The sequence below is a fragment of the Kitasatospora sp. NPDC001539 genome, from assembly GCF_040298565.1.
Lineage (GTDB): Bacteria > Actinomycetota > Actinomycetes > Streptomycetales > Streptomycetaceae > Kitasatospora.
Map to the genome: position 1 here is coordinate 1 of NZ_JBEPAK010000194.1, position 13,520 is coordinate 13,520.

General features: G+C 73.8%; 10 protein-coding genes, 1 tRNA gene and 1 pseudogene. 8 read left to right on the top strand and 4 right to left on the bottom strand.

Features of this window, described 5'->3' with window-relative positions:
• Nucleotides 1-266 precede the first annotated feature (266 nt).
• Nucleotides 267-731 (bottom strand): DUF8821 family protein, encoded by a 465-nt coding sequence (locus tag ABT247_RS25070; RefSeq protein ID WP_350746090.1) that lies wholly within the window; start codon nucleotides 729-731, stop codon nucleotides 267-269.
• A gap of 302 nt (nucleotides 732-1,033) precedes the next feature.
• Between ABT247_RS25070 and ABT247_RS25075 the strand changes: the two genes are divergently transcribed.
• The 3 genes and pseudogenes from ABT247_RS25075 to ABT247_RS25085 all read left to right on the top strand — a co-directional run bounded on the left by ABT247_RS25075 (nucleotide 1,034) and on the right by ABT247_RS25085 (nucleotide 3,380).
• Entirely contained in the window at nucleotides 1,034-1,204 is a 171-nt protein-coding gene (locus ABT247_RS25075; RefSeq protein ID WP_350746092.1) for a hydrophobic protein, read from the top strand.
• Between the two features lie 137 nt (nucleotides 1,205-1,341).
• Nucleotides 1,342-2,364: a YihY/virulence factor BrkB family protein gene (locus ABT247_RS25080; RefSeq protein ID WP_350746095.1), complete on the top strand. Its 1,023-nt coding sequence runs from the start codon at nucleotides 1,342-1,344 to the stop codon at nucleotides 2,362-2,364.
• A 270-nt stretch (nucleotides 2,365-2,634) separates the two neighbouring features.
• Nucleotides 2,635-3,380: pseudogene (locus ABT247_RS25085) on the top strand (dienelactone hydrolase family protein).
• A gap of 128 nt (nucleotides 3,381-3,508) precedes the next feature.
• Here the strand turns inward: ABT247_RS25085 and ABT247_RS25090 are convergent.
• Complete coding sequence (locus tag ABT247_RS25090) at nucleotides 3,509-4,444, bottom strand: 1-phosphofructokinase family hexose kinase (protein ID WP_350746098.1); 936 nt, start codon at nucleotides 4,442-4,444, stop codon at nucleotides 3,509-3,511.
• Nucleotides 4,445-4,796: 352 nt separating this feature from the next.
• Here ABT247_RS25090 and ABT247_RS25095 point away from each other — a divergent pair, with 352 nt between their 5' ends.
• Nucleotides 4,797-6,002, top strand: a complete 1,206-nt coding sequence (locus ABT247_RS25095; RefSeq protein WP_350746101.1) for a 4-hydroxybenzoate 3-monooxygenase — start codon at nucleotides 4,797-4,799, stop codon at nucleotides 6,000-6,002.
• Nucleotides 6,003-6,101: 99 nt separating this feature from the next.
• Here the strand turns inward: ABT247_RS25095 and ABT247_RS25100 are convergent, their stop codons facing one another.
• Nucleotides 6,102-6,716, bottom strand: a complete 615-nt coding sequence (locus ABT247_RS25100) for a TMEM175 family protein (RefSeq protein ID WP_350746103.1) — start codon at nucleotides 6,714-6,716, stop codon at nucleotides 6,102-6,104.
• Between the two features lie 476 nt (nucleotides 6,717-7,192).
• Here ABT247_RS25100 and ABT247_RS25105 point away from each other — a divergent pair, with 476 nt between their 5' ends.
• The 3 genes from ABT247_RS25105 to ABT247_RS25115 all read left to right on the top strand — a co-directional run bounded on the left by ABT247_RS25105 (nucleotide 7,193) and on the right by ABT247_RS25115 (nucleotide 11,701).
• Nucleotides 7,193-8,827 carry an ABC-F family ATP-binding cassette domain-containing protein gene (locus ABT247_RS25105; protein ID WP_350746106.1) on the top strand — a complete coding sequence of 545 codons (1,635 nt, stop codon included), beginning with the start codon at nucleotides 7,193-7,195 and terminating at the stop codon, nucleotides 8,825-8,827.
• A 313-nt stretch (nucleotides 8,828-9,140) separates the two neighbouring features.
• Nucleotides 9,141-10,385: a glycosyltransferase 87 family protein gene (locus ABT247_RS25110; RefSeq protein ID WP_350746109.1), complete on the top strand. Its 1,245-nt coding sequence runs from the start codon at nucleotides 9,141-9,143 to the stop codon at nucleotides 10,383-10,385.
• A gap of 95 nt (nucleotides 10,386-10,480) precedes the next feature.
• Entirely contained in the window at nucleotides 10,481-11,701 is a 1,221-nt protein-coding gene (locus tag ABT247_RS25115; RefSeq protein WP_350746112.1) for a baeRF2 domain-containing protein, read from the top strand.
• A 248-nt stretch (nucleotides 11,702-11,949) separates the two neighbouring features.
• Here ABT247_RS25115 and ABT247_RS25120 read toward each other — a convergent pair.
• A tRNA-Glu gene (locus ABT247_RS25120) sits at nucleotides 11,950-12,018 on the bottom strand.
• Nucleotides 12,019-12,244: 226 nt separating this feature from the next.
• Here ABT247_RS25120 and ABT247_RS25125 point away from each other — a divergent pair.
• Nucleotides 12,245-13,264 carry an AraC-like ligand-binding domain-containing protein gene (locus tag ABT247_RS25125; protein WP_350746115.1) on the top strand — a complete coding sequence of 340 codons (1,020 nt, stop codon included), beginning with the start codon at nucleotides 12,245-12,247 and terminating at the stop codon, nucleotides 13,262-13,264.
• Nucleotides 13,265-13,520: the final 256 nt, after the last annotated feature.

Genomic DNA, 13,520 nt, shown 5'->3' on the forward strand with positions numbered 1-13,520 from the left:
GACCGGATGGCGACCTGCACCTCCGGCTCGGGCAGGCCGAGGCGGACGGCGGCCTGGCCACCACTCGGTGGAGCACCAAAGCCGTGCTGGCGGTGGACTGCGGCGGACACGCCGACCTGCCCCCACCCGGACTTGCTCCTCATCACCCCTGCCCCATCCCGTCGAAGCCCCCACAACCGGGGCGCGGCCGGATCGCTCGGGGGTTCGGTCCTCCGGCCAATCCGCGCGCCGGGTGCCGGGGTGCCTGGGTGCCTGGGTGCCGTTGGTCAGTACTCGTTCTTGATGACGAAGAACGAGCCCCGGATGGTGCCGGCGAGCTTCGACTTCTGCCGGGCGAACTTGAACCGGGACGCCAGCTCCTCCGGGACCTCCATCCCGTCCGAGAGCTTGAACCCGACAGCCCGCTTCCCGGACTCGTCGAGGGTGTACATCACGTTGATGGACAGTCCGTTCTCGTAGAAGACGTAGGCCATGCGGATGTTCTCGACCTGGAAGGTCGTGGCCTCCAGCGGCCGGGACGAGATGACCAGGTCGCGTTCCTCCTTGAGGATCCGGTGAACCCAGTCGACGACCTCCTTGGCCTCGCTCGCCGGCTCCACCGTGAAGACGTGGTCGTACTTGTTCCGGAAGTAGCGCGCCTCGTTCGCCCGCAGGCCGGCGAGCGCCTCCGCTACGGGCGACGACTCCAGACCGACCGTCGAGACGGTGTCGAAATCCACGGTGTACGTCATGGCGGGTGTTGTCTCCGTCTCCTCGGTTCGGCCCGGACGCCCGGTCCGTCCGGCACCGGCGCCCGCAGCCTCCTGCTGCTCCCCCCTACTCCAGCAGACCCCGGACGCCTCCGCCCGACACGTTCGGCCACCCGCTGGACGTGCCGGCCGGGCTCTCCCCGGCCCGGCGCCGCGGCTTCCGGGCACCTGCGAAAGGACCCGCGGAGGAACTCGAACGGCCGCGGAAAACTTGCGGGAATATCCGGCCGTGCTCGGGGCAAGCGAATGCCACCAACAGCCCTTACGACCGGAGGTCAATCACCATGGTCCCCTTGCTTCTCGTCCTCCTGCTGGCCCTCATCCTTTTCGGCGCGGGTTTCGCCGTCAAGGCACTGTGGTGGATCGCCGTCATCGTCTTCGTCGTCTGGCTGCTCGGCTTCATCGCGCGGGGCACCAGCGCCTCCGGTAGCCGCGGACGCTGGTACCGCTGGTAGTCCCGGTGCTAGCCGGGTCCTCCGCGGGGCGCCTCCCGGAACGAGGCGCCCCGCGGACGCCCCCCCCAGCCTGAAATCCACGGACCGGCGAATTCCGGTATTCGGGCATTCGTTCCGGAAGGCGTTGGGAGTTGACCATGAGCGTGCTCGACAGACTCGACGACTACCAGCGGCGGCACCGTCGAGCGGGTCTCGCGCTCGCCGTGGTCTACAAGTTCATCGACGACCAGGGCACCTTCATGGCGGCCCTGATCACCTATTACGGCTTCCTCTCCCTTTTCCCGATGCTGCTGCTCCTGGTCACCGGGCTGGGATTCGCGCTGCACGACGACCCGCAGCTGCAACAGCAGGTTTTGCACTCCGCCCTCAGCCAGTTCCCGGTGATCGGGGACCAGATCGAGCACAGCATCCGCTCCTTCCACGGGAGCGGCTTCGCGCTGGCCGTCGGCATCGCCGGCAGCCTCTACGGCGCGCTCGGCGTGGCGCAGGCGCTCCAGAACGCCTTCAACACGGTGTGGGCCGTCCCCCAGCACAGCCGCCCGAACGCGCTGACCGCCCGCCTGCGCGGGCTCGCCCTCCTCGGCGTCCTCGCCGGCGCCGTCCTGGCCTCCACCGCCCTCGCCGCCCTCACGGCCACCGCGCACGGCTGGCCCACCTGGATCGAGCGAGCGGTCCGGTTCGCCGCCGTCCCGGTGTCGGCGGCCCTCGGCACCGGCCTGCTGCTGACCGCGTTCAAGCTGCTGACCAACCGCCACCTCCGGGTGCGCCGCCTGTGGCCGGAGGCCCTGGCGGCGTCGCTGACCTGGCAGGCGCTGCTGCTGGTCGGCACCTACTACGTCGGTCACGAGCTGCGCGGGGCGACGGCCACATACGGGGTCTTCGGGGTGGTGCTCGGCCTGATGGCCTGGATCTACCTCGGCGCCCTCACCCTCGTCCTCTGCGCGGAGAGCGCGGCGGTGCGCACCCGGCGCCTGTGGCCCCGCAGCATCGCGGCTCCCTTCGCCGACCACACCGCGCTGACCCGCGCCGACCGCCGGGCCTACACCTCGTACGCCACCGCAGCCGCCTACAAGCCCTGCGAGGAGGTCACCGTCGACTTCCACGAGCCCGCGGCCCGGCACGAGGACGGCACCGGTCCGTCGTCACCCACCGGCGGTTGAGCCGCGCGGGCCGGTGCCGGACCGCCCGCGGACGAACGCCGGTCGCGGGCGGTCTGACACCGGCCCGTCCGGCGGGTTATGGTGTCCGGCGATGACGACCGGGACGGCCTCGCGCCACACACGATTCGGCGACCCGGCGCTCCGCTGAGCGCCGTACGGGCCGCCGCGGGCCCGCAGTTCGACCGGGGATCCTGCGTTTCGGCGCGGGGCCCACCTCCTTCGTGGTGACCACACGCTCGATGCGCCGACCACGACAGGAGACTCCGACAGATGCCCAGCAGGACCCTGACCATCCCCACTCCCGACGGCCTGGCCGATGCCTTCGCCGCGTTCCCCGAAGGCGGCGGGCGGCACCCGGGAGTGCTGATGTACCCCGACGCCTTCGGCATCCGGCCCGCACTGCGCGACCTCGCGTGCGAACTGGCCGGGCACGGGTACTACGTGCTCGTCCCCAACATCCACTACCGGCACGGCCCGACGCCGGTGGTGGAGCTGCCCGAGTTCATCGGGGCGGAGGCCCGGTCCGCGGTCGTCGCCCGGCTGATGCCCCTGCTCAGGGCGCACACCCCCGAGCGCGCCCTGAGCGACGCCGCCGCCTTCCTCGGGTACCTGACCACCCGGCCCGAGGTCGCCCCGGGACCGGTCGCGGTGACCGGCTACTGCTTCGGCGTCCTGCTGGCCGCGCGACCGCCGCGGCGCACCCCGGCGAGGTGGCCGCCCTCGCCGGGTTCCACGGCCCGGTGGGCGCCGACGGGCCCGACCAGCACCGCCTCGTCTCCGCGCTGAGCGCACGGGTCCACCTGGGGCACGCCGAGACCGACCTGACGCCCGAGGCCCTCGACGAACTGAACCGCGCCCTGGACACCGCGGGGGTCGACCACACCTCCGAGATCTACCCCGGGACCGTCCACGGTTTCACCATGTCCGACACGGACGCCTTCAACCCCGATGCCCTGCAACGCCATTGGGATCGCCTGCTGCCGCTCCTCGACGGCGCGCTGCGGCCCCGCGGCTGAGCTCCTGCGGCAGCGTTCCGCGGCTGGGTTTCCGAGACAGAGCCCTTCGGCTGGGTTCCCGAGACGAAGCCCTGCGGCTGGGTTTCCGAGGCTGAGCCTCCGGCCGGGGCGGCGCGCCCCGGCCGGGGTCACACCTCTGCCCGCCGGGGCGCCGGGTCGAGTTCCTCGATCCGGACCCGGTCGAGCATCCCGTGGTAGGCGGCGACGTCGAAGCGGCCGGCCTGCGGGGCCAGCACCGTGGCGGCGGACAGCGCCACCGCGTGCCGCAGCCGCTCCGGCCAGGGGATGCCGGTCTCCAGGCCGAGTGCGAGGGCCGCGACCGCCGAGTCACCCGCCCCGGTCGGGTTCCCGCGCAGGTGCTCGGGCGGGCGGGCGCGCCAACCGCCCTCAGGCGTACGGGCGAGCAGCCCGTCCGGACCGAGGGAGGCCACCACCGCGCCCGCCCCGGCCGCGCGGAGCAGCTCGGCGCCGCGCGCCGGGTCCGCGGTGCCGGTCGCCGCCGTGAGTTCGGTCGCGTTGGGCTTGATCACCGCCGGACCGGCGGGCAGCGCCGACAGCAACGCTTCGCCCTCGGCGTCCAGCACGACCGGCACGGCCGCGGCGCGGGCCAGCTCGACCAGCACTCGGTAGGCGTCCACCGGCAGTCCGGGCGGCAGGCTCCCGGACAGCACGGCCACCGAGGCGCTGGGCAGCAGGCGCCGGTAGTGCGCCAGGAAGCGCTGCCACTCCGCCGCCTCGACCGGCGGCCCGGGCTCCAGGAAGACGGTGGTGTCCTGCTCGTCCGCGACCGCGACGGTGCGACGGGTCCCGGCCGTGATATCGACCAACTCGTCGCGCAGGGCGCTCCGGGCGAGGTCCGCCCGCAGGGCCTGGCCGTTCACGCCGCCGACCAGGCCGGTGACGATCGCCGGGTGGCCCAGCGCGGCCAGGACCCGGGCGACGTTGACGCCCTTGCCGCCCGCCTGCTGCCGGACGCCCTCCACCCGGTTGCTCGCGTGCAGGCGGACGGCGCCCAGCCGGTAGGTGAGGTCGAGGGCGGGGTTGAGGGTCACGGTGAGGATCATCGGCCGCCGCCGGTGGTGTCGCCGTTCCTGGTCATGGCGTCCTCCTGAGCGGGGCTGCACGCAGTTGCGTGAATCTGATCGATGCAGAGCGAATTTTGCCATCAGTGCGCAACCGTGCGCACCAGTGATCAGCTTCAGAGCATCCGGCGCCGGGCCGGTCCGCGCCGCACCGCCCCGGCACCGGGCACGGCACCCGCGGTCGACGAGCGCCGACGGGGGTCGCGCGGGCGCCGACGGGGGCCGCGCGGGGCCGTTCGGGCGGGTACTCGGCGTCAAAGATCAACTGCCCGTTCACCAAGATGTGTCATTTCCCCGTACCGATGTATCCACTCCCGGCTAAGATCCACTTCCCATGACCGGACGTCAGACCATCCCAGCAGTCACCGACTCGGCCGATGTCGTCATCCTCGGCGCCGGACCGGCCGGACTGACCCTCGGAAACCTCCTCCTCGCCGCCGGGATCGACTGCGTCGTCCTCGAACGCGCGGACCGCCGGCACGTCCAGACCCGCGCCCGGGCCGGGTTCCTCGCCGCCCACACCGTCCGCGTCCTGGACCGCCACGGACTCTCCGACGGTCTGCACCGGCGCGGGCTCCCCCACGGCACCTGCGAGTTCCGCACCGACGGGGGCCGCTTCCGGCTCGACTACGGCGCCCTCGGCCTCGGCGAGCGGCACACCGTCTACCCCCAACAGGACCTGGTCACCGACCTGCTGACGCACTACCTGGCGGCGGGCGGCCGGATCCGTTTCGAGACCGAGGCCCTCACCGTGGACGACGCCGCCGGCGCCCGCCCCACCGTCACCGTCCGCGACCCCGAGGGCCGCCCCGGCCGGTGGCGGGCCCGCTACGTCGCCGGCTGCGACGGCCGCCACGGCGCGGCCCGCCGCTCCCTGCCCGCCGCAGCCCGCCACCAGCGCGACCACGGCGTCAGCTGGCTCGGCCTGCTCGCCGAGGCACCGCCGAGCCTGGACGCCGTCGGCTACGCGCTGCACGAGCGCGGCTTCGCCGGCCACATGGCCCGCACCCCCGAGGTGACCCGCTACTACCTCCAGTGCGAGCGCGGCACCGCACCCGACGCCTGGTCCGAGGAGCGGATCTGGGACGAACTCGGCCTGCGCATGCGCACCGCCGAGCACGGCCCGCTCCACCAGGGCCGGATCATCCAACGCTCCGTGATCGACCTCCAGTCCGACGTCATGGAGACGCTGCGGCACGGCTCCCTGCTGCTGGCCGGCGACGCCGCGAGCCTGCCCGCCCCGGCCGCCGCCAAGGGCGCCAACCTCGCCGTCCTCGAAGCCGAACTCCTCGCCGAGGCCCTGATCGACGACCTCGCGCACGGCGACCCGGCCGCCCTCGACCGGTACTCACCGCGCTGCCTCGCCCACATCTGGCGCGCCCAGGAGTTCTCGCACTGGATGATTCAGCTGCTCCACGCCCCGTACGCCTCGGACGGCGAAGCGCTCTTCCACGAATCCCTCCGGCGCTCGCGCATCGAGTCCCTGCGCACCTCCCGCGCCCACCAGGAATGGTTCGCCGAGAACTACGTCGGCATCTGACCGCCGCGCCGCCGGCGCGCCCCAGGACTTCGGGGCGTCGCTCCGAGGCGCGGACGTCCTCGACGGTGACGTGCGGATCGGGTGGCTGCCCCGGCTCCCTCACCGGTCCAGCATCGGCACTCTCACCTGGTTGAACGCGTAGTAGAGCGCCAGCAGCCCGTGGACCGCGAGGGCGGCCGGGGCGGAGAGGAAGGCCAGGCCGACGGTGAGCGGGTAGACGGCCAGGCCCAGCTCGAACCGCCACCGGCCGGCCCGGGCCGCGGCGACGTCGACGCGTTCGTCGAAGCAGTGGCCGGTGCGGGTCGCGTAGTTCCAGAACACCCCGAACACCACGGCCTGCCCGACCATCACCCCGCCGTAGACGGCTGCGGCGACGTTCGCGGCCGAGCCGTTGCGGAGGTTCTGCGCCACCAGGGCCGTCGGGAAGGGCAGGGCGGAGATCAGCATGAGCAGCAGCAGGTTGACGAACATCAGCGTGCGGTCGATCCGGGCCAGGTAGCCGAACAGGGTGTGGTGGTTCACCCAGACGACGCCGATGACGAGGAAGCTCACCACGTACGCGAAGTAGGACGGCCACTGCTCGCCCAGCGCCCGCCACAGCTCCGCCGCGCCGTGGGCCTGCGGGATCCTGATCTCCAGCACCAGCAGGGTGATCGCGATCGCGAACACCCCGTCGCTGAACGCCTCGATGCGGCCCGTGTCCGTCGTCTCCACCGGCAGAGCATCTCAGCACGGCAGCGGCGCCGGTCGGCGCAACGCCGCTGCGACCGCTCCGAGCACCGGCCGGCCCGCACGCCCGCCCGGCCGCCGTCACCGCGCCCGCCGTTGCCGCGCCTCCACCTGGCGACACGTCAGTGATGGCGTGTATCAACCGCCCTGGGTGAGCCGGCGTGCAGAGCCCTCCGGAGCGGCCCGGACCCCGTGCCGTGCGCTCCGACCGGATCGGACGCCCGAACACCCGCACGCCTTCGCACCCGCACTGTTAAGCTGCTCTGCGGCAGGCCCCTTCGTGGCGGAAAACGGAAAGCGGACGCAGACATGGCTGGTGACGACGACATCTCCGGGTGAGACCCGGTCCTGAAGCCGTCGTGGGTGCCGGGCACCCGGCGCGACGGCTCGCTTCGTCGTTCCCGTCCCCCTGTCTGCTCGTGGCGGAGAGGTCTCCGCCCGCTCACCCCCGGGTTGTCCTGATGTCCGACGCATCCATCGTCTGCTCCCAGCTGTCCTTCTCCTGGCCCGACGACACTCCCGTGTTCCGGGAGCTGTCCTTCGCCCTCGGCACCGGCCGCACGGGCCTGGTCGCGCCCAACGGCTCCGGCAAGAGCACCCTTCTCAGGCTCATCGCCGGTGAACTGCGGCCCGCGGCCGGGTCGTTGACCGTCGGCGGCACGTCCGCCTACCTGCCGCAGGACCTCCCGCTGGCCGCCGATCTCACCGTCGCCGACGTCCTCGGGATCACCGAGGTGGTCCGCGCCATCGACGCGGTGGAGTCCGGTGACGTGGCGGAGGAGCACTTCTCCACCATCGGCGACGACTGGGACATCGAGGAGCGCAGCCTCGCCCAACTCGAACGCCTCGGCCTGGCCGGTGTCGGGCCGGATCGGCGGCTGGACACCCTCAGCGGCGGCCAGATCGTCCAACTCGGCCTAGCAGCACAGCTGTTCCAGCGGCCCGACGTGCTGCTGCTGGACGAGCCCACCAACAACCTCGACCTCGCGGCCCGCCACCGGCTCCACGAAGCGCTGGAGGACTTCACCGGCTGCCTGCTGCTGGTCAGCCACGACCGGGCCCTGCTCGACCGGATGGACCGCATCGCCGAACTCGACTCCGGCGAACTCCGCCTCTACGGTGGGGACTTCACGGCGTACGAGCAGGCGGTGCAGGCCGAGCGGGAGGTCGCCGAGAAGAACATCCGCAACGCCGAGCAGGAGCTGAAGCGGGAGAAGCGGGAGATGCAGCAGGCCCGCGAGCGCGCCGACCGGCGGGCCGGCACCGCCGCCCGCAACCTCAAGAGCGCCGGTCTGCCCCGGATCTTCGCCGGGAACATGAAGCGCGGCGCCCAGGAGGCGGCGGGCCGCTCCGGCCAACTGCACGCCGCCCGCGTCGGCGAGGCCAGGGCCAGGCTCGACGACGCGGAACGCGCACTGCGCGACGAACAGCGCCTGAGCCTGGACCTCTCCGGCACCCGGGTGCCGAGCGGGCGCGACCTCTTCGTCGGCGAGAACCTCCAGGTGCTGCGCGGCGGTTCGCCGCTGTTCGCGGGCAGCGGCGTGGACCTGGCCGTCCGGGGCCCCGAGCGGATCGCCCTGGTCGGCCCCAACGGCGCGGGGAAGACCACCCTGTTGCGGCTGCTCGTCGGCGATCTCGCGCCCGACGCCGGCCGGTCGAGGCGATCGGACGGCCGCGTCGCCTACCTCTCCCAGCGGCTGGACCTGCTGGATCCGGACCGGAGCGTCGCGGAGAACTTCGCCGCGGCGGCGCCCGGCCTCCAGCCGGCGGAGCGGATGAACCTGCTCGCCCGTTTCCTGTTCCGCGGTGCCCGCGCCCACCTCCCGGTCGGGGTGCTCTCCGGCGGCGAGCGACTGCGCGCCACGCTGGCCTGCGTGCTGTGCGCGGAGCCCGCTCCCCACCTGCTGCTGCTCGACGAACCGACGAACAACCTCGACCTGGTCAGCGTCGGCCAGCTGGAGAGCGCCCTGAACTCCTACCAGGGAGCGTTCGTCGTGGTCAGCCACGACGAACGGTTCCTCGCGGCCATCGGGGTGGACCGGTGGCTGCGGTTGGCGGACGGCTCACTGGAGGAAGTGGCGGCCCCCGAGCTCTGAGACGTCACCGGCCGGAACGGTCACCCGAACCGTTCCGGCCGGCCCGCCCGTTGACCGCCGGGCCTTCACCGGGCCCCTCACCAGTGCCGTTCCACCCGCGCAGGATCCCCTGCCCGCCCCGCCGGCCGTACGCCACCGCGCGCACGGCCCCGCCCCACCGAGTTGGAGACCGATGTCGCCGATATCACCGATGTCACCGCCGCCCCCGGGGCCGCCGGCGCGCCCGACCTCGGGGGCGACCGCCGGGCGTCCACCCCGGACGGACGAGGCGCCACCGGGCCGGGCGGCCCCGAGGGCCCTGGTGCCGGCCGCAGTGGCAGCGGTGGCCTCCGCGCTGCTGGTCCGCTTCCTCCTGCTGGACTACCAGTCGGCGGACTGGCACTACTTCCTCGAACCCTGGTACCGGTACCTCACCGAGCGGGGCGGGTTCCGTGCCCTCGACCACACCGACTTCTCGGACTACAACGTCCCGTACCTGTACCTGATGGCCGCGCTCACCTACCTGCCGGTGGCAGGGCTGACGGGCATCAAGTGCATCTCGATCGCCTTCGACCTGGCGCTGGCGTACTACGCCTTCCGCATCGTCTCGCTGCAGTCGCCGCACCGGCCCTGGCGGGCGTTCGCCGCGGCGGTGGCCGTGCTCTTCCTGCCCACCGTCGTGACCAACAGCGGCTGGTGGGGCCAGGCCGACGCGATCTTCACCGCCTTCCTGGTCGGCGGCGTCCACCACGTCCTGCGCGACCGGCCCTGGTGGGCCTGCTCGTTCTTCGGCGCGGCGCTGGCCTTCAAGCTCCAGGCGGTGTTCCTGTTCCCGCTGCTGCTCGTCCTGGTGCTGACCCGGCGCATACCCTGGCGGAGCCTGCTGGCCGTCCCCGCCGTGTACGTGGCGCTCGACGTCCCGGCCGTCCTGCTGGGCTCCGACCCGTGGCAGCTGCTGACCGTCTACACCCGGCAGGCGGGCATCTACCCGGACCTCACGCTCAACGCACCCTCCGTGTACCAGTTCGTCTCGGTGCCGCAGGGCGAGGAGGACCCGGTCCGCCGGGCGGGCGTCCTGGTCGCGGGCGTCCTGGTGCTGGTGCTGGTCGCACTGGCCGTCCGCGCCGTACGGCGCACCGACGGGGCTGCGGTGCCCGCCACCGGGCCGGAAGGGGAGGCGCCGGCCGCGCGGCACCGGTGGTCCGGGCTCACCGACACCAGGATCCTGCTGCTGGCCACCGTCTTCTCGATCGCCGTCCCGTTCCTGCTGCCGGCCATGCACGAACGCTACTTCTACCTGGCGGACGTGCTCAGCGTGATCGCCGCCTTCCGGCTGCCCCGGCGCCTCTGGTACCTGCCGGTCCTGGTGCAGCTCTCCTCCTTCGGCAGCTACCTCAAGTTCATCGCGCCCGGCGTGTCGCCGTACCTGTCGATGCCGGCCCACGGCGCGCTGATGCTGCTGGCGCTCATCACCGTGGTCCGGACCACCGCGCTGGAGTTCCGGGGCGCCCCGGCGCCCGGCGGGAGCGCCCGGCTGCCGGGGCAGCGGACCGGCCCCAGGACCCGCACCGACGGGTGACGGCCGGTGTCGCCACCGCCCCGGCCACCGGTTGTTTCGCCCCCCGCCCCACGGGCAGCCGCCCGGATGCGACACAGGACCGGAGGGACGCCGTCATGAAACCGCTCTTCCTGAGCCGCCTCTACGAGTCGGTCCAGCCGGTGGCGTCGGTGTACCTGGACACCTCGCGCGACCTGGACGAGCCGGACCGGGCGACAGCGCTGCGCTGGCGGGGCCTGCGGAAGAACCTGCTCGCCCACGGTGCCGACGAGGACAGCGTCCATGCGATCGACCACGTCGTCGGGCGCGACCACGGGTGCGCGGGCCGGCACGGACAGGCCGTGTTCGCCTCCGCCGGGCGGATCCTGCTGGACGAGTGCCTGCCCGAGCCGCCCCCGCGGGACACCGCCCGGTACGGGGCGCTGCCGCACGTGCTACCGCTGCTCTTCCAGCGGGCACCGGACGTCCCCTACGCCGCCGTGGTGGTCCACCGGGTCCATCCGCCGGCCGAGGCGGGGGCGGCGGCGGAGGACGAGCTGGAGCTCGAGTACGACCTCGGCCGCTGGCCGAGGACCCGGGTGAACTCCACCGCCGTGCACCGCCGGATCCCGCTGACCGGGTGGGTGGAGGACGCCGAGCGGCTCCTCGGGGAGCTGGCGGGTGCCGTCGGCGGGGCCACCGAACTCGTCGTGCTCGCCGGGGACGCCTGGGCCGTGAACACCATGATCCGGCTGGCCCCGGCCGGGCTGCGCGGCCGGTTCGTCAGGCTGCGCGACACCGGGCTCCACCGCGCGGAGCCCGGCCGGGCCGTCCTGGAACACGAGGTCGAACTGCTGATGGCCGACCGGCTGACCGAGCACGACCAGCGCCGGCTCGACGCCTTCCTCGCCCGGCGTGCGGTCGGCCGGCGCGCCGACGGCCCGCGCACCGGCCACCCGGCCGCCGACCACCCGGACGCTGAACGCTCGGGCGCCGACGGTCCGGGCGCCGCCGAGGGGCTGGCCGAGACGGTCACGCTCCTGCAACGCGGCCGGGCGGCGGCCCTGTTCCTCAACCGCCCGTTCCCGGAGCCGCCCCCGCTGTGGGTCGGTCCGCGGCCCACCGATCTCGCGCCGGCGGCCGCGGACCTCCAGGCCTTCGGCGTCGGCTACTACTGGGAGGACGAGGCGGGCGACGCGCTCGTCCGCGCCGCCGTCGGGACGGGAACGGACGTGATCGCCGTCCCCGCCGACCAGGCGGAGTTCACCGACGGCCTCGCCGTCCTCCCCCGCTACGGCACCGCCGGCACCACCGCGCGCACGGGCGGTCGGGCCGTCCAGGACGTCACCCGGCGGTGAGCCGGGCCCGCGGTGAGCGTGCGGCGCGGTGAGCCGGACCTGCGGTGAGCCTGCGGCGCGGTGAGCCGGGCCCGCGGTGGGCCGGACCCGCGGTGAGCCTGCGGCGCGGTGCTGCGCCCAGGAAGCCGACGAAGGCCGCCGTCACGGGCTCGGGACGAGGCGCCGAGCCCGAGGGAGGACCCTCCGGACCGCCCACCGAAAGCGGCAGGGGCGGAAGTCGGGAAACGACTTCCGCCCCTGCGGATCGGAGCGCCGGGCCCGAATCGAACGAACCCCTCCCGCTGAAAGCGGGCGTGCTACCGCTGCACCACCGACGCCTGGCCTGGCCGGACTCGGACCACCTGGTGGCCCCGTCCCGCTGACGAGGAAGAAGTTACCAGCAGATGATCAGTGGGGAAAATCGGCCCTCGCGGGGTCCCGGCCGTCGACCCCGCGGCCGCCCCACCGCCCCCGTGGCACCGTGACGCGGCACCGGGCCCGATGATGGAGGAGGAAGGCCCGCGCCGGCCGACCGGAAAAGACCGCGCAGGAGGGAGCTGAGGCGTGACCGCGACGACGGGGAGCGTGTTCACGGGCGAGGACGTGCCCGCGAGGGAACGGTTCGATCGCTGGCGGGAGTTGGTCGGGCGGACCCGTTCCAGCGAGATGACCAGCCCTCACGCCGACGACTTCGAGGCCGAGATGCGGCGACTCGAACTGGGGCCGGTGACCCTCCTGAGGACCGCGTTCCCGTCCGCCCGGTTCCGGCGGACGGCCGCCATGGTGCGGCGGTCGGATCCGGGCGTCTACCACCTGACGCTGGTGCTCGGCGGGGACCTGGCGCTGACCCGCGACGGCCGGCCCGGGCAGGCCGTGTTCGGCGCGGGCGACCTGTACGTGCTCGACAGCTCGCAGCCCTACGACCTGCGGGCCTTCGGCGTCCGCACCGCCGACCGCACGGAACGCCGGCCCGAGGCCGTCGGCATCGACTTCCCGGTGTCGCTGCTGCCGCTGCCGCCCGACCGCATGCGCGAACTGATGGGCCGTCCGTTCTCCGGGCGGCAGGGCACGCCCGCGCTGCTCACGGAGTTCCTCGTCGGCCTGGACCGGCAGGCCGCCGCCCTGGGGCCGGCCGAGGCTCCCCGGCTGGGCACGGTCGTCGTCGACCTGGTGGCCACCTGGCTGGCCCGCGAACTGGACGCCGGGGCGGCGGTCCCGGACGACGCCCGGCACCGGGCCCTGGTGCAGAGCGTCCGGAGCTTCATCCGGCGCAACCTGCACGATCCCGAGCTGTCCCCGTCCGTGATCGCCGCCGCGCACCACATCTCCGTCAGCTACCTGCACCGCGTCTTCACCCAGCAGTCCGAGGGCGAGACCGTCGCCGCCTGGATCCGCGGGCAGCGGCTGGAGCGGGCCCGCCGCGACCTGGCGGACCCGGCCCTGCGCGGCACGCCCGTCCACGCCCTCGCCGCCCGGCTGGGGATCCCGCGCGCCTCCGACTTCACCCGGGCCTTCCGGGCCGCGTACGGGATGCCGCCCAGCGAGCACCGGCGCCGGGCGCTGTCGGGGTGCGCGAGCGAATAGCGGCGCCCCGGCGGACCCTTCGCCGCCGCTGGTCGCCGCGCCCCGGCGCCCCGGCACCAAGTCCGGCCCCCGGGCCGGCGCCCGCGTCGGCCCCGGCCCGGCGCCGATCCCGGACGGCGCGCCCGGAGTCGGCGCCGACGAGTGGACGCAGTGCCAAGGAACTGTCGACGCAGCGCCAACACGGCCGGCCCGCGGACTGAGATCCTCCCGGAGGAACACCACGGCGCCCACGCCGCCGTTCACCTCCGGGGCGGGC